Source organism: Jeotgalibacillus soli (genome assembly GCF_000829435.1).
Classification (GTDB): Bacteria; Bacillota; Bacilli; order Bacillales; family Jeotgalibacillaceae; genus Jeotgalibacillus; species Jeotgalibacillus soli.
Window position 1 is genome coordinate 449,280 of the sequence record NZ_JXRP01000019.1, and the last position, 15,513, is coordinate 464,792.

Annotated in this window: 15 protein-coding genes; 3 read left to right on the forward strand and 12 right to left on the reverse strand. The window is 39.4% G+C overall.

Going from position 1 to position 15,513, the window contains the following annotated elements; all coding sequences use genetic code 11:
* Positions 1-19: 19 nt before the first annotated feature.
* From hemB to KP78_RS16510, 12 genes are all read right to left on the reverse strand, one after another.
* Positions 20-994 (reverse strand): porphobilinogen synthase, encoded by a 975-nt coding sequence (hemB, locus tag KP78_RS16460; RefSeq protein WP_041090481.1) that lies wholly within the window; start codon positions 992-994, stop codon positions 20-22.
* 2 nt (positions 995-996) lie between these two features.
* Positions 997-1,800: a uroporphyrinogen-III synthase gene (locus KP78_RS16465; RefSeq protein ID WP_052474895.1), complete on the reverse strand. Its 804-nt coding sequence runs from the start codon at positions 1,798-1,800 to the stop codon at positions 997-999.
* Between the two features lie 4 nt (positions 1,801-1,804).
* A complete protein-coding gene (gene hemC / locus KP78_RS16470) occupies positions 1,805-2,740 on the reverse strand; it encodes a hydroxymethylbilane synthase (protein ID WP_041090483.1) in 936 nt (311 codons plus the stop codon).
* A gap of 42 nt (positions 2,741-2,782) precedes the next feature.
* The gene (locus KP78_RS16475; protein ID WP_041090485.1) at positions 2,783-3,616 is read right to left on the reverse strand and encodes a cytochrome C assembly family protein; all 834 of its coding nucleotides are present in this window, start codon (positions 3,614-3,616) and stop codon (positions 2,783-2,785) included.
* Positions 3,617-3,631: 15 nt separating this feature from the next.
* Positions 3,632-4,999, reverse strand: coding sequence for a glutamyl-tRNA reductase (gene hemA / locus KP78_RS16480; protein ID WP_041090487.1), 1,368 nt, complete (start codon positions 4,997-4,999; stop codon positions 3,632-3,634).
* Between the two features lie 363 nt (positions 5,000-5,362).
* Entirely contained in the window at positions 5,363-5,953 is a 591-nt protein-coding gene (yihA, locus tag KP78_RS16485; RefSeq protein ID WP_041090489.1) for a ribosome biogenesis GTP-binding protein YihA/YsxC, read from the reverse strand.
* Positions 5,950-8,271 carry an endopeptidase La gene (gene lon / locus KP78_RS16490; RefSeq protein ID WP_041090491.1) on the reverse strand — a complete coding sequence of 774 codons (2,322 nt, stop codon included), beginning with the start codon at positions 8,269-8,271 and terminating at the stop codon, positions 5,950-5,952. Before lon ends, yihA begins: the two co-directional genes overlap by 4 nt.
* Before the next feature lie 242 nt (positions 8,272-8,513).
* Positions 8,514-9,785, reverse strand: a complete 1,272-nt coding sequence (gene clpX, locus KP78_RS16495; protein ID WP_041090493.1) for an ATP-dependent protease ATP-binding subunit ClpX — start codon at positions 9,783-9,785, stop codon at positions 8,514-8,516.
* A gap of 477 nt (positions 9,786-10,262) precedes the next feature.
* Positions 10,263-11,552 carry a trigger factor gene (tig, locus tag KP78_RS16500; protein WP_041090495.1) on the reverse strand — a complete coding sequence of 430 codons (1,290 nt, stop codon included), beginning with the start codon at positions 11,550-11,552 and terminating at the stop codon, positions 10,263-10,265.
* A gap of 153 nt (positions 11,553-11,705) precedes the next feature.
* A complete protein-coding gene (locus KP78_RS16505) occupies positions 11,706-12,671 on the reverse strand; it encodes a tetratricopeptide repeat protein (protein ID WP_041090496.1) in 966 nt (321 codons plus the stop codon).
* A 441-nt stretch (positions 12,672-13,112) separates the two neighbouring features.
* Entirely contained in the window at positions 13,113-13,271 is a 159-nt protein-coding gene (locus tag KP78_RS20170; RefSeq protein WP_157841519.1) for a hypothetical protein, read from the reverse strand.
* Positions 13,261-13,635 carry a hypothetical protein gene (locus tag KP78_RS16510; RefSeq protein ID WP_041090497.1) on the reverse strand — a complete coding sequence of 125 codons (375 nt, stop codon included), beginning with the start codon at positions 13,633-13,635 and terminating at the stop codon, positions 13,261-13,263. The genes KP78_RS20170 and KP78_RS16510 overlap by 11 nt, the downstream gene beginning before the upstream one ends.
* 410 nt (positions 13,636-14,045) lie before the next feature.
* Here KP78_RS16510 and KP78_RS16515 point away from each other — a divergent pair, with 410 nt between their 5' ends.
* The 3 genes from KP78_RS16515 to KP78_RS16525 all read left to right on the forward strand — a co-directional run bounded on the left by KP78_RS16515 (position 14,046) and on the right by KP78_RS16525 (position 15,511).
* Entirely contained in the window at positions 14,046-14,366 is a 321-nt protein-coding gene (locus KP78_RS16515; protein WP_041090500.1) for a hypothetical protein, read from the forward strand.
* Positions 14,367-14,994: 628 nt separating this feature from the next.
* Positions 14,995-15,243, forward strand: coding sequence for a spore coat associated protein CotJA (locus KP78_RS16520; RefSeq protein ID WP_422723719.1), 249 nt, complete (start codon positions 14,995-14,997; stop codon positions 15,241-15,243).
* Positions 15,244-15,247: 4 nt separating this feature from the next.
* On the forward strand, positions 15,248-15,511 hold the full coding sequence (locus KP78_RS16525; protein ID WP_041090504.1) for a spore coat protein CotJB: 264 nt from the start codon (positions 15,248-15,250) through the stop codon (positions 15,509-15,511).
* The last annotated feature ends 2 nt before the right edge of the window (positions 15,512-15,513 follow it).

Here is a 15,513-nt window from a genome sequence, read left to right on the forward strand (position 1 = left end):
TGTATTGGTGTAAAATTTGCTACGATAACATTTTCGCGACATCTTTTGCAAAATACGTAATGATAAGATCCGCACCGGCACGTTTCATACTAATTAGTTTTTCCATCACAATCTCTTGCTCGTTAATCCAACCGTTTTGAGCAGCTGCTTTGATCATAGAATACTCACCGCTTACATTGTAGGCAACGACAGGCAGCAGAAAATTATCTTTTACTTCACGCATGATATCCAAATAAGAAAGTGCAGGCTTTACAATTAGGAAGTCCGCTCCTTCTTCTACATCAGATGCTGCTTCTCGCAATGCTTCCATTCGGTTCGCAGGATCCATTTGGTAGGTTTTGCGGTCTCCAAACTGCGGAGTGCTGTGCGCAGCATCGCGGAATGGACCGTAAAAGCTGGAAGAATATTTTACCGCGTAGGACATAATCGGCACATCCACAAAGCCAGCTTCATCAAGTCCTCGGCGAATGGCAGCCACAAAGCCATCCATCATGTTAGAAGGTGCAATAATATCTGCGCCAGCTCTCGCCTGACTGACAGCTGTTCTTGCAAGCAAATCCAGTGTAGGATCGTTTAGGATTTTGCCTTCTTCCACGATCCCACAGTGTCCGTGATCTGTATACTGGCACAAGCATGTATCTGCAATAATCACAAGCTCAGGAAATTTTTCTTTAATTAATCTAGTGGCTTCCTGTACAATTCCGTGATCGTGATAGGCTTGTGAACCCAGCGCATCCTTCTCAGCTGGAACACCAAAAAGAATAATAGATTTGATTCCAAGATCCACGATTTCCTGTACTTCAGCTTCAACATAGTCAAGTGATATATGGAATACTCCTGGCATAGAAGCCACTTCGCTATGTACGTTGCTGCCTTCGACAACAAATAATGGATAGATTAGATCTTCTTTGCGCAGCCATGTTTCTTTTACCATTGAACGCAGATTGTCTGATGTACGCAGACGTCGATGACGATTGAATTGAAGGTCTGTCATTATTATTCCTCCTTAACATTTTTCATATAAATTGAGACAATATCTTCTAGCATTGCACTCATGGTGTATACTGCAGGCTGAATATGGACAGGAAGCTCATACGCTAAAGCAGCTTGTTTTGTTGTGGGTCCAATACAGGCAACAGTCCAATGGCCACTCGTTAATTGTTCCTTAATGTACGGCTGGTCTTGAATAGCGAGCATAAAATTCATGACAGCTGATGGGCTTGCAAAAGTAAGAATATCGAGCTTATCATGCATTAGATGATTTATTAATCGCTCACAACTCCCAGACGGCATCGTTGTTTCATACAAAATCCATTTCGTACATGGAATTCCACGTTCACGAAATGAAGCTGAAATGATATCTCTTGCAAGATTTCCTTGAGGAAATAATATACTAGAAGCCTTCAAGGTATGAAATGGAAATTCGTTTACAAACTCATCTGCTTGGAAAGTAGATGGCATAAAGCTAGCTGTAAATCCATGTTCTTGCAAACGTTCTTCCGTTTTTTGACCGATAGCAGCAATGTTCACTTGATGCAGCCACTCTGCTCGCCCATATCTTTCAAGTACTTGCATCATATATTCAACCGTGTTTTGACTTGTAAACACGATCCAATCGTATTGCTCCAAACGCTGCAAGATCTCATTTTCAAGTTCACTATATACATAAGAAGTTTGGATTAACGGAATAGAAATAGGAACTCCATTTCGCCTCTTAATCAGCTGTTCGTCTTTCGCTGCTGACTGGGAGGGGCGAGTTAATAGAATACGCAGCCCTTGAAGCAAATGCTCGTTGCCCATCGGATTAGTGCCCTGCTTCCTGCTCAGCCTTTACTTGATCCACTAATGCTTTAGCACCTTGTGCTGTTAATAAAGCAGCAGCTTTTTCGCCAACCTCCTGAGGATTTTTACCCGTAATGGTTTCTTTATACACCGTCGTTCCATCAGGAGAAGCTACGAGTGCAGTTAATGACACTTCAGTGCCATTAAGCGTAGCGAAGCCTGCTATCGGCACTTGACAGCCTCCTTCCATTTTATGAAGGAATGCTCGTTCTGCTGTAACTGTAACCTTCGTTTCATGATCAGTAAATTGATCAAGAAGCTCCCGCAGTTCATGATCATCCTCACGGCATTCAATCGACAGCGCTCCCTGACCGATTGCTGGGAGACATGCTTCCGGTTCAAGAAACTCCGTCACAACATCCTTTGCCCATCCCATTCTTGAAAGTCCTGCTGCAGCTAAAATTATGGCATCATAATTCTCTTCTTTCAGTTTTGATAGACGAGTATCGATATTGCCTCTAATCCATTTAATTTCCAAATCCGGTCGACTAATTAGGATTTGAGCACTTCTACGAAGACTGCTTGTGCCAATAATTGCGCCAGCAGGAAGCTCTGAAAGCGTTTTGCCATCTTTGGATATAAATGCGTCCCGAACATCCTCACGCACTGGAATACTCCCAATTGTCAATCCTTCTGGAAGCTCTGCAGGCATATCCTTCATGCTATGCACTGCCATATCAATTTCACCGTCAAGCATCGCCTGCTCGATCTCTTTAACAAATAATCCTTTACCGCCTACTTTAGACAGCATGACATTTTGAATTTGATCCCCTTTTGTTACGATTTCCTTTATCTCAAATTCAACGTTTGAATCGAGTTTTTTCAGCTGCTCGATCACCCATCTAGTTTGTGTCATAGCTAGGTTGCTGCGTCTTGAACCTACAATAATTTTTCTCATATACTTCTGCTCCTTCCACTTCAATTATGCCTTATTTTTACATCAGGAATACCAGAAATGGAATGAAGACCATCTGCTACCCAATAAAAAATTGATAATGAGGAAAAGGAAAGCAGCTAAATTTAACAGGGCCAGTGATTTACCTGCCATTCCTTTACTCACTTTCAAAAATAAAAATACACCATAAATTCCTAGCATCAAAAATGAACCAAAAATCTTAGCATCGTACCAAATCATTGATGGTAACGTAATAATTGCCCATTGTACACCTAAAATCAAACTCAGCATCAGCATCGGAAAACCAATCATATTTAAAATAAATGATCCTTTTTCCAATTTGGTTAAATCACTGATTCGCTGCAGCTTCTGACTCCATTTTTTTTGTTTTAACATTCGATATTGCAGTAAATACAAGATCGAAAAAACGACAGAAAGAGAGAACGCAGCGTATGATAGAATCGCCATTGTGATATGTATTAACAGCAATTCTGACATTAATTGTTCAGCTGCTGCTTCATTTGGTGCCTGTACTGGCGCAAACGTGTGAATAGCCATAAAAATAAACCCGATTATATTGACAAAAAAAACGGTGAAGTCCACACGCATCAGACGATTGATCGCCAATGACAGTGTGACCAACACCCACGCATAAAAATAAATCCCTTCAAAAAGGGTCAGTACAGGAAATCGCCCCGTCCTTGTCATGTATAGAAATAAAAAGATTGTTTGAAGAACCCAAACAATCCCTAAAAGCCAGAAGGCATAACGATTTGCCTTCTGGTTCTTTTGTAAATAATCCATAAAGTAAAGCAGCACGCTTAACGCATACAAGACAACCATGACCTCATGAAGCCGAGTCATTGATAGTTCAAACATCGTTGTGTACCTCGCTTAAGGCTGTAAGGAGAGCGCGGGATGCTGTTTAGAAGACCATTCAGTTTTATTGGAAGAAGCTTGACCTTTATCAGGTTTAACGTCTTGTGTCCCATTAATCTGTTCTTCAATATTAAAGATTTTCATAAACAGATCCAGCTTTTCTTCCGCATCCGGCAATGAAGCAAGCTCTTTTGCCTGCAAAATTGGATCCTTTAACAGCTGATTAATAATACTTTTTGTATGCTTGTTTAGGATCTTTCTCTCACGATCAGAGAGGTTAGGCATTTTCCGTTCAATGCTTTGCATCGTTTCAGCTTGTACAACAAGCGCTTTATCACGAAGTGCAGAAATTACTGGAACAACTCCCAGCATGTTCAACCATTCTTTAAAGCTCATGATCGTTTCCTCTACCATGATTTCAATTGCCTGAGCTGCACTTCTGCGCTCAGCCAGATTCGCTTGAACAATGCCCTCAAGATCATCAATGTCATATAAGAACACACTGTCAAGCTCATTGATAGCAGGATCTAAATCACGCGGAACAGCAATATCCACCATAAAGAACGGACGGCCTTTTCTCATTCGTTCAACGTGAAGCATCATTTCCTTCTCAATGACGGCATCCTTTGAACCTGTAGACGTGATTAAAATATCTGCCTCAACAAGGGCGCATTGCAGTTCACTAAGCTGTTTCGCTTTCCCATTGAATTTTTCAGCAAGTGCAACAGCTTTTTCAAAGGTTCGGTTAATGACAGTAATCTTGTCCGCTCCGCTTCCTTGAAGGTTTTGGATCGCAAGCTCTCCCATTTTACCTGCACCTAAAATCAGTACATGCTTTTTATTTAAATCTCCAAAGATCTTTTTCGCAAGCTCTACTGCTGCATAAGAAACAGAGACTGCATTTGATGCAATATCCGTTTCCGCGTGCGCTTTTTTAGCAAGTGTTATAGACTGTTTAAAAAGCTCATTAAAGACTGTACCTGTAGCTCCCACTTCTTGTGAAGTTAAAAAGCTTTTACGTACTTGTCCTAGAATTTGCGTTTCACCCAATACCATTGAGTCCAGTCCACATGTAACTTTAAAAAGATGCTCCATTGCACCATCTTTTTCATAACCGAATAAATACGGGCTAAATACTTCTTTCTCTAACTGAAACCAGTCAGCTAAAAATTCTTTTATATAGTAACGACCTGTATGAAGCTGATCTACGACAGCGTATATTTCCGTTCGATTACAAGTCGAAACAATCACATTTTCCAGTATGCTTTTTTTCTTCTGTAACGAAGCCATTGCATTCTGAAGATCTGCTTCTTGGAAAGAAAGACGCTCTCTTATCTCAACAGGGGCCGTTTTGTAATTCAATCCTACCACGAGTATGTGCATGTTTTGAAAGACACCCCCACATTATAATCATTATAATCTAATCTATTATAGCATGACACGTTCAGTGCCATGACAGCAATTGTGAACATCCATTGAAACCTTTTTCACTTCGTTCGACAAAGTTCCTTTTTATGTATGGTTTTCCGAGAATCTCCCCGAATCGCACAACCATATGGTAAAACACCTGTGTCTAGATTACCAAAGATACAAGGAGCTTTCAAGGTTCTAGCTTATAAAGTCATTCATACATTCTTCGATAAAAACGGAACATCTAACTTATTTTATTTTCACAATTCCTTTCCAGCATCCTATCCTTACTATTTACTAGTATTTGCTTATAAAGAAAAGCCTAACCATATTTGGTTAGGCTTCCTGCATTTTTTCCATGATAAAATCCCACGCTTCTTTTTTCCCAAGTCCCGTCTCTGACGAAAAAATGATTAAATCATCACCGTCTTCAATTTGAAGTGCGCGTCTAGTCACGCTCATATGCTTTTGCCATTTGCCTTTGGGGATCTTGTCAGCCTTTGTGGCAACAACCAGACACGGAATATCAAAGTGCTTCAAAAAATCATACATCATAATGTCATCATTTGTAGGGGGATGACGCAAATCGACAATCAAAACTACTGCCTTAAGCGGCACGCGTCCCGTCATATAGGTTTCGATCATTTTCCCCCATGCTGCACGTTCTGATTTGGACACTTTTGCATACCCATAGCCCGGAACGTCCACAAAATAGAGTGCTTCATTCAATATATAAAAGTTGAGCGTCTGCGTTTTTCCAGGCTTTGAAGAGATACGCGCGAGGGCTCTCCGATTAATCATCTTATTGATAAATGAAGATTTCCCTACATTTGAACGTCCAGCCAGCGCAAATTCCGGAAGTCCATCATCAGGGTATTGATCAGGCTTAACAGCACTGATCACGATTTCTGATTGCGTAATTTTCATAATGGATCACCTAACGCTTGTTTTAATACTTCATCTACATGTGACACAGGAATAAAGGTTAATTCGTTACGTACGGTTTCAGGAATGTCATCAATATCACGTTCATTTTCTTTTGGTAAGATGATGGTTGTTAATCCAGCACGATGCGCGCTTAAGGTTTTTTCCTTCAAACCTCCAATTGGCAGTACTCGACCGCGAAGCGTTACCTCACCTGTCATGCCGATCGCCCGCTTTATTGGGCGATTGGTCAATGCAGACATAAGCGCTGTAACAATCGTAATACCGGCAGATGGGCCATCCTTAGGTACTGCACCTTCAGGAACGTGTATGTGAATGTCGAATTTCTCATGAAATTTTTCATCTATATTCCATTCAGTTGCTTTTGACCGGACAAAAGAGAAAGCCGTTTGAGCTGATTCTTTCATCACATCACCAAGTTTACCCGTTAAAACAAGCTTGCCTTTGCCAGGTGATAAAGAAACTTCAATTTGAAGTGTATCCCCTCCAACTGTCGTGTAGGCAAGTCCCGTAGCAACGCCAATTTGATCTTCTGTTTCAGCCAGGCCATAACGGAATTTACGTTTACCCAAAAAGTCGGATAAATTGTTAGCCGTTACGATAACACGCTTCTTTTCTCCGCTTACAATAATTTTAGCTGTTTTCCTGCAGACGGCTGCTAGCTGTCTTTCTAAGCCCCTTACACCAGCTTCACGTGTGTGATAACGGACCATTTCCTGAATAGCGTCATCCCGTATTTGCAGTTTGCTTTTTGAAAGTCCATGATCCTTCAGCTGCTTTGATAAAAGATGATCTTTTGCGATATTAATTTTTTCGATTTCTGTATATCCAGCAATCGTAATAATTTCCATACGATCACGAAGTGGTCCAGGAATAGTAGCAAGATTATTTGCTGTAGCAATAAACATGACTTTTGACAGATCGTACTGCTCCTCAATGTAATGATCACTGAACGAGTTATTTTGTTCAGGATCTAGTACTTCAAGCATTGCTGCAGACGGATCACCACGAAAATCATTCGACATTTTATCTATTTCATCTAATAAAAATACTGGGTTTACAGTTGTCGCTTTCTTCATTCCCTGGATGATTCGGCCAGGCATTGCACCTACATATGTTCTGCGGTGTCCTCTGATTTCAGATTCATCTCTTACCCCGCCTAATGACACACGTACAAATTTACGTCCGATTGATTCGGCTATCGAGCGGGCCAAGCTTGTTTTACCAACACCCGGAGGTCCTGCCAAACAAAGAATTGGACCCTTTAGAGATTCTGATAATTGCTGTACCGCTAAGTATTCAAGCACACGTTCCTTTACTTTTTCCAAACCAAAGTGATCACGGTCAAGAATCTCTTCCGCACGATGAATGTCCAAGTCATCCTCTGTTGCTTCTGTCCATGGAATCGTCACTAGCCATTCCAAATAATTTCGAATGACTGAGCTTTCAGCAGAAGTAGACGGTACCTTTTCATAACGATCCAATTCTTTCATTGCAATCTTAAGGACGGATTCAGGCATGTTAGCGGCTTGAATCCGCTCAGTCAAGTCAGATACTTCACCTGTCTTACCTTCTTTATCTCCAAGCTCTTTTTGAATAGCTTTCATTTGCTCACGAAGATAATATTCCTTTTGAGTGCGTTCCATCGATTTTTTTACACGCTGTCCGATTTTCTTTTCAAGACTCAGGACTTCTTTTTCGTTATTTATGGTCTCAATCACCCTTGACAAACGTTCTTTTACGTCAACAGTATTTAGGATTTCCTGTTTGATTTTTAGCTTTAGCGGCAAGTGAGACGCCACAATATCAGCTAAACGACCCGGTTCTTCAATATCTGTTACGGTTGATAAGGTTTCATTTGAGACCTTCTTGGAAAGATTAATATATTGTTCGAAATATTCAACAAGTGTTCTCATCATTGCTTCAAGTTCTGCATTTTTTTCATAATCATCTGGTAAAGACTTAACATTTACCGTATAAAAGGGATTAACATCAACAAAAGAGGATATTTCCGCTCTTTCAACCCCTTCAACCAGAACACGGATGGTGCCGTTTGGAAGCTTTAACATTTGTTTCACTTTCGTTAATGTTCCCATTTGGTATAAATCATCTTGTTCGGGCTGATCAACCGCCATATCTTTTTGTGTAGATAAAAAGATAAGATGGTCATCCATCATGGCTTGTTCAAGCGCTTGAACAGAGCGCTCGCGACCAACATCCAAATGAAGGACCATGGTTGGATAAACCAATAGACCTCTTAATGGAAGTAGAGGGACGATGTGGTTATTATTTTCTGACATGAACTGCACCTCCATACAATATCCGCCTGTTTAAATCGTAACTCTCGTTTCAATCAAACAGACCTTCGCTACCTTTATTATAAGTAATACGCAACCACTTTCAACAAACCAGTAATATAATCGAATAGATGCTCTTACTGTACCCTTTTCATATTGACTACATCCACTTTAAAGCTCAAGAATGGCAAAAAAAGCTGACTCGATAGATGGTCTAACGAGTCAGCCTCTCTTTGTACGATCAATTAAGCAGAAGTTTTTTGCTCATCCGTTGGATCAAGAACTGTTCCATCTTCTAGCATTAGAACCGGACGCCCATTATGCTCAACCGCTTCTTTCGTAATCACACATTTTTTAATATCATCACGGGAAGGAAGGTCAAACATAACATCTAGCATAATGCTTTCAATGATCGATCGAAGTCCCCGAGCCCCTGTTTTACGCTCGATAGCATTTTTTGCAATTTCAAGAAGAGCTCCTTCTTCAAATTCAAGTTCAACATCGTCTAATTCAAGCATTTTTTGGTATTGTTTTACTAATGCATTTTTAGGCTTCGTCAAAATTGATACAAGCGCTTCTTCATCCAACTGCTCTAGAGTAGCAGTGACAGGAAGTCGACCAATAAACTCTGGAATTAAACCAAATTTCAACAAATCTTCAGGAACAAGCTTCGACAGCAATTCCTTTTCCTTTACGTCGCCTTTATTTGGATCGGAGCCAAAGCCGATCACTTTTTGCCCTAGACGACGTTTAATAATTTGCTCAACGCCATCAAAAGCACCACCGCAGATGAAAAGGATATTCGTTGTATCGATTTGAATAAATTCCTGATGAGGATGCTTACGTCCACCTTGTGGAGGAACACTTGCTGTTGTTCCTTCAAGAATTTTTAACAACGCCTGCTGTACACCTTCACCTGAAACATCTCTTGTAATGGAAGGATTTTCAGATTTACGTGCAACCTTATCGATCTCATCAATATAAATAATCCCTTTTTCAGCACGCTCTACATCATAATCCGCAGATTGAATTAGCTTCAATAGGATATTTTCAACATCCTCACCAACATAACCTGCCTCTGTAAGTGATGTCGCATCTGCAATTGCAAAAGGCACATTAAGTATGCGAGCCAATGTTTGCGCAAGAAGTGTTTTACCTGATCCTGTTGGACCAATCAAGCAAATATTACTCTTTGAAAGCTCCACATCGTCTACTTTGCTGTTCGAATTAATTCGCTTGTAATGATTATAAACAGCTACAGATAGGGATTTTTTCGCTTTCTCTTGACCAATTACATATTCATCCAAAATATTCAAAATCTCTTTCGGCTTAGGTACATCTTTGAATTCAACTTCTTCTTCCGTACCAAGCTCTTCTTCTACAATCTCTGTGCATAGCTCGATGCACTCGTCACATATATAGACACCCGGTCCAGCAACCAGCTTACGTACTTGCTCCTGAGTCTTACCACAAAAAGAACATTTTAATTGTCCTTTTTCATCATTAAATTTAAACATGTATGTCACCCCTTATTTCAAACTATCATCATACCTGTAACGTATGAAATTGACAACAAATAAGCTTTCAATTGTTCATTATATTGCCAACTGGCACCTTTGATACGAATTGTAACACAGCCAAAGCACAGACGGAAATCACAACGACTTAAGAAAAGCGCAAGCGGCTCGTTCAGACCCGACAAGCATAAGACGCAACGCACTAGTTGGCGTTCTTTGCCAACTTGGGTGGCGGGGCTTATGCTCCCGAGGGGCTAGCCGCTTGCAGCTGAATCCCAGGATAAGAGGAAACTCCCCGTTTAGTCCCAAAAAGGACTAGACACACCGACAAAAATACACAAAAGCCTTTTTCCTTCTACAGCACTTGAACAACAAGACAACAATATTAAATCCATATGTATTATGTATGTAACTAACTTTAGGTAGAAAACAAGGCACGAATTTATTCGCGCCTTGCTCTTCCTTACTTACTTACTATTATGCACTAGTCTTGCTGTTTTCCACAAGAAAATCGATTGCTTTTTGGATACGAAGATCATTTTCGAGAACTTCAGTTGATCCACCAAGCGCTGCTTTGATTTGGTCTACTGTCATGTTGAACTGCTCAGTCATGTTGCCAAGCTCTTGATCAACATCTTCTTCTGTTACTGTGACATTCTCAGCATTTGCAACAGCTTCAAGCACAAGGTTATTTCGAACGCGATTTGATGCATCCTCTTTCATTTGTCCACGAAGAGCCGCTTCATCCTGTCCGCTGAATTGGAAGTACAACTCAAGGTTCATGCCTTGAGCAGACAAGCGCTGTTCGAATTCTTGCAGCATACGGTCTGTTTCAGTGTCAATCATGGCTTCAGGGATATCGACTTCAGCATTGTCTGAAACTTGCTTAAGAAGAGATTCACGGACAGCTGCTTCAGCTGCTGATTTCTTCTCTTCTTCTAAACGGCTTTGAATTTTTTCTTTTAAAGCATCAAGTGTTTCCACTTCCTCGTCTACATCCTGTGCAAATTCGTCATCAAGCGCAGGAAGTTCCTTTGCTTTGATCTCATGGATTTTCACTTTAAATACTGCAGGCTTGCCAGCAAGCTCTTCTGCATGATATTCCTCAGGGAATGTTACTTCAACATCCTTCTCTTCTCCAGCAGCAAGACCTACAAGCTGCTCTTCGAAGCCAGGAATGAATGATCCAGAACCGATTTCAAGTGAGTAATTATCAGCTTGTCCGCCGTCAAATGCTTCCCCGTCAACAAACCCATCAAAATCAAGTGTAACAGAGTCGCCTTCAGCAATCGTACCTTCTTCTTTTACAACAAGCTCAGCTTGACGCTCTTGCATTGAAGCTAGTTCGTTATTAACATCTTCTTCTGTAACTTCTGTTTCTAGTTTTTCCACTTCAAGGCCTTTGTATTCACCTAGTTTCACTTCAGGTTTTACCGTTACTTTTGCAGTGAAAATAAGCTCTTTTCCTTTTTCCATTTGTTCTACATCAATTTCAGGACGGTCAACCGGCAGGATTCCTGCTTCTTCAACCGCGTTAGCGTATGCATCCGGTAAAATTAGATCCAAAGCATCTTGGTATAGAGACTCAACGCCAAAGCGCTTTTCGAACATTTGACGAGGCATTTTCCCTTTACGGAAACCAGGTACATTCACTTGTTTAACGACTTTTTTGAATGCTTCATCAAGACCTTGCTTAACTGTGTCTGCATCGACTTCAACAGTCAGAACGCCTACATTACCTTCTTGTTTTTCCCATTTAGCTGACATACTAAATTCCCTCCAACACATCTATAGTAATTATTGGTTTCACGCTAGTTAGCAGTGAAGACTTTGATTCTGTGAATATTGCCATCACGAACCCATTATACAACCATTTTATTATAACATATGATGACTTGCTTTCAACAGCTATACATTACATCATATAATTGAAGCTTTTTCAAGTATCTCTAGTTCTTTTGTGATTGGACTATCAGCCAAATCACCCCAGCCCTCTTGTTGACCCATATATTGATAGGCAAGCTGAATATACGCTTTGGCTAGTAATGCTTCGTCTTTGTGCTGCCATGTTAAAGGATAAAGAAGAAAAACATGACGTTTTACAATTTCTGTTGTCAGGTCAACAAGGTAAGGATCCGCATGCCCAATCTTTGAGTCAATCTCTTGTTGAACCTTTAAATATGATAAGGATTGAAAAGGATCTTCAAGTTCAGCAGGAATCACCTGCAGCTTCTTATTCCATTTTTCAATAGCGGCGAAATCTTGTATACCCTGCTCTCTCAACACATTCAGTACCATTGATTTAATAAATGGGTGTACCTCCTTTTCCTTTAATGAAGAAATAAGGTCATTACGAATAGGATAGATATTTTGCTTTGACAAATTTGCCACTTGAATCATTTGCTGTTCAAGCTCTTGTTCAAGTACAAATGCTTGAAGCGCTTTATCTTCCTCTTGCTGTTCCTGCCGCTTACTCATGGATAGTAATTGTAGAAACTGCTCTTCTCTATCAGGAGATAAAACCCTTTCCTCCATCACAGTCTCAATGGTTGCTGCAATCCGATCATACTCTTTTAGTTGAATCAAGTTTAATATATACAGCTCCAATACTTCTTCATAGTTCCCGAACCCCTCATGCAGCATCCGTTCACATAATGTTTTTGCAAGGCTCCATTGTCTATTCTCATAATAAGCAACCGCAAGCGTCAGATTAACGACGGCATCTTCTTCAGCAATTTTATATGCCTCAAGGAGCAGTTCAATTGCCTCTTCGTGCTGCTGATCCTGAAGCCTTGCCAATCCCTTTTCGACTAAACGATCCTTTAATCCTGGAAAAGGAATGACCTTTCTTTCACGAGATCCTTTATTTCCGGGTCGATTTGGCACGCACGATTCTTCCTCTCATTCAAATAATGTGTTTTGAGTGTAGCATTATCGTGCATTAATTTCCAAACAAAAGTAGGAGTTGTTTCAAACCGAGGAAGCACAATGATACACAAAAACCAAAATAAACGCTGTATCCCAAATTTAGTGGTACAGGGTTCATCGATGTAGCTTTATTTCTCATCTTAATAATGAAGCTGTTTTTGTAAAAAAACTTTTGAAGAAATTTCAGATGGTTAATTCAAAAAAAACCAACTTTTCGCTGAACATAAATCTCGTCGAACTCCTAACCCTATCTATGAATCATATAATAGATAGAGTTTTTCTGTTATAAAACTCTATACTGTTTTTCTTATTTTTTCACCCTGTACATGGCTTGATCTGCCTCTCTCATTAACGTTTTAAGCCCTTTATCATTACTTGTTAATAAACTGGACACCCATACTAAAAATCATGACCTTCAATGGTAACAGGATGAGCTGAAAGTGTGTGTAAAAGCCGGTCTCCAAATGCTTTCGCTTCTAATTGTTCCGCTGAATCTTCGGGTACTAAAAGGATTAATTCATCTCCTCCAATACGAGCAGCAATACTGTTATGACTCAATTGCACAAAGAGTACTGTATATGTCTCTATTCCCTTTAAAAATAGGTACACCAAGAAAGCAGCCATTACCGATTTTCATCGTAACTGGATGATTAAAGGTTAAAGGATTCTCTCTCAAATTCGGAATGACAAGAGGCTCACTTTCATTTTCTACTACGAGGCGACCAAGTACATCACTAAAAGGTGTATGGTCGCCCTCCTTTAGCAAAAGAGACTGCCGGTTAAAAGCTTTTATAATAAAGTTGTTTATTTTACTAGCAAGAAAAATGGTGTTTACATCAATCGTTTCACTTGATAGCTCCAAGACATCTTTTGCCACGGTGTCTAGTTTACTGTAGTACCCTTCTCCATCAAGCATTTTCATTTAAGACGATCTCCTATGCGAAATTCAATCCAATTGCTTTCTTTCTGACCAACACTTCATTTTTTTAAAATTGTTGGCTCAGATATTTCTAGGTATTGCAGTACTTTCGGACCGCCAAACGTATTAAAAATTAATGCTTTCATTTTTCAATCTCTTTTTCTAAAAATATGAGCCTCATGTTAACGGAATCTTAGTTATTCCAAAAGTTCATATTACATGTTTGATTGATTTCTTTACTATACAAAACCACCTTTATTTATAAATAAAATGTCCGTTTTTTTTTGAGTATCCTCCGCTTACAACAAATCCATATACCCGTCCAAGGATACGATGTTGTATTGTAAATATATGTTTGTGGATTTTTTCACGTTCCAGGTGTATCATGTCACTATCGATTTAGGAGGAATAACGTGGAAAAGAGACGTGTCAAAATACTAATCGTTCTATTTTTTTCAGTTTTTATTCTGTCTGATTATCTTGACACAATACAAGGTGCTCATCCTTTTCAATCAACGGATACATTTTCCAAATATGATAATGGATTAGAACCAGCTTTGAATAAAGATGGCGAACATATCCTAAAGTTTTTCACGGCTGTACCTGCAGAAGCAACCATCTTAATCCTATTAGTTTTGTTTTATTACCAATTTCCGATATGGTATTTAAGCAGGAAAATGATCTTCCTCCAGCCCATTTACTTTGGGTCTAAGTTTTTAAATAAACCTATTTGATTGTCTTATAAAATCAAAATCAAGGAGGAAATGAATCATGATGTTATTGAGATTTGCAGTTATTGGGATGTTTTCATTTACAGCAATCAGCATATTAGCTTTTCAAAGCATTGAAGCCATTCAAGCTTTTATAGATCTTGCAAAAAAGAAATAATAACGATGGAGTGAATGGGCAAATGTCCATTCACTCCTTTTAATGTATTCTCAAGCTTACACACCCCTCCTCATTGTTCTCTCCCGTTTTTTCTCTTTCTGCGACTTCTATACTAAAATTCTTTAAAATTCCGTTATATTTTTTAGATTACATGTGTCTATAGTGGCGGGTACCAGATATAGCACATGCGTTTATACTTGTTTCCTTTACCGGTTTATTAATGATTGAATATGGTCATATTGATTATTTTTTAGCAGCAAACCTACTATGTAATCCGTCCCCGGTTCCGTGTTGGGCAGTAAACTAGCAAAAGAGTTTCTTTGTTTTTTCTTCAAATATTAATCGTTGTCATGATTTTTATAAGTGGTATTAAAATTATTTTTATGTAGTTTTTGATAAGGTGAGCTTTTTATAAATGGACGATACATACCAAAACTGAACATGAATATAATCTTAGAATTAATAATTTGTGAGGTGAATAAATATATGCAAAACCAGCCTAAAACGTTCTCGAACATAAAATCCTACACACCTTTTCATAGCACCCTTGATCCTTGCCCTCCAATTGGCCAAAAATATTATCGCACCCCCCCTAACTTATATTTGGGAGTTCAGCCGTCTAATCTTCAGCAATTCACCCCATTGGAAGCACTAAAAAAAGGAACTTTATGGCCTGTATTTTATGATTTTTATGAAAACCCCTACAAAAAAAGAGGTGGATAACACAATGATTAAGGCATTACCAAATGAGTACTATCAACAATTGGAGGAGATTCAGGCAGTTGACTTTGTATTAATGGAGTTAACCTTATATTTGGATACACATCCCGCTGATTCTCATGCTATTCAGCAATATAATCATTTTGCTCACAATAGTCTACTGCTCAAGCAAAAATTCGAGGCTAAATTCGGACCACTGCAACAAAGAAGCATAAATCAGAAAAATGATTTTTGGATGTGGAAAAGCGGGCCATGGCCATGGCAAATTTAAAA

Coding starts and splice junctions, on each gene's coding strand:
- KP78_RS16525 (WP_041090504.1), top strand. CDS start 15,248: ATGATTAAGGCATTACCAAATGAGTACTATCAACAATTGGAGGAGATT.
- hemA (WP_041090487.1), bottom strand. CDS start 4,999: ATGCACATACTCGTGGTAGGATTGAATTACAAAACGGCCCCTGTTGAG.
- tig (WP_041090495.1), bottom strand. CDS start 11,552: ATGTCAGCTAAATGGGAAAAACAAGAAGGTAATGTAGGCGTTCTGACT.
- KP78_RS16475 (WP_041090485.1), bottom strand. CDS start 3,616: ATGTTTGAACTATCAATGACTCGGCTTCATGAGGTCATGGTTGTCTTG.
- hemC (WP_041090483.1), bottom strand. CDS start 2,740: ATGAGAAAAATTATTGTAGGTTCAAGACGCAGCAACCTAGCTATGACA.
- yihA (WP_041090489.1), bottom strand. CDS start 5,953: ATGAAAATTACGCAATCAGAAATCGTGATCAGTGCTGTTAAGCCTGAT.
- hemB (WP_041090481.1), bottom strand. CDS start 994: ATGACAGACCTTCAATTCAATCGTCATCGACGTCTGCGTACATCAGAC.
- clpX (WP_041090493.1), bottom strand. CDS start 9,785: ATGTTTAAATTTAATGATGAAAAAGGACAATTAAAATGTTCTTTTTGT.
- KP78_RS16510 (WP_041090497.1), bottom strand. CDS start 13,635: ATGAAAATGCTTGATGGAGAAGGGTACTACAGTAAACTAGACACCGTG.
- lon (WP_041090491.1), bottom strand. CDS start 8,271: ATGTCAGAAAATAATAACCACATCGTCCCTCTACTTCCATTAAGAGGT.
- KP78_RS16465 (WP_052474895.1), bottom strand. CDS start 1,800: ATGGGCAACGAGCATTTGCTTCAAGGGCTGCGTATTCTATTAACTCGC.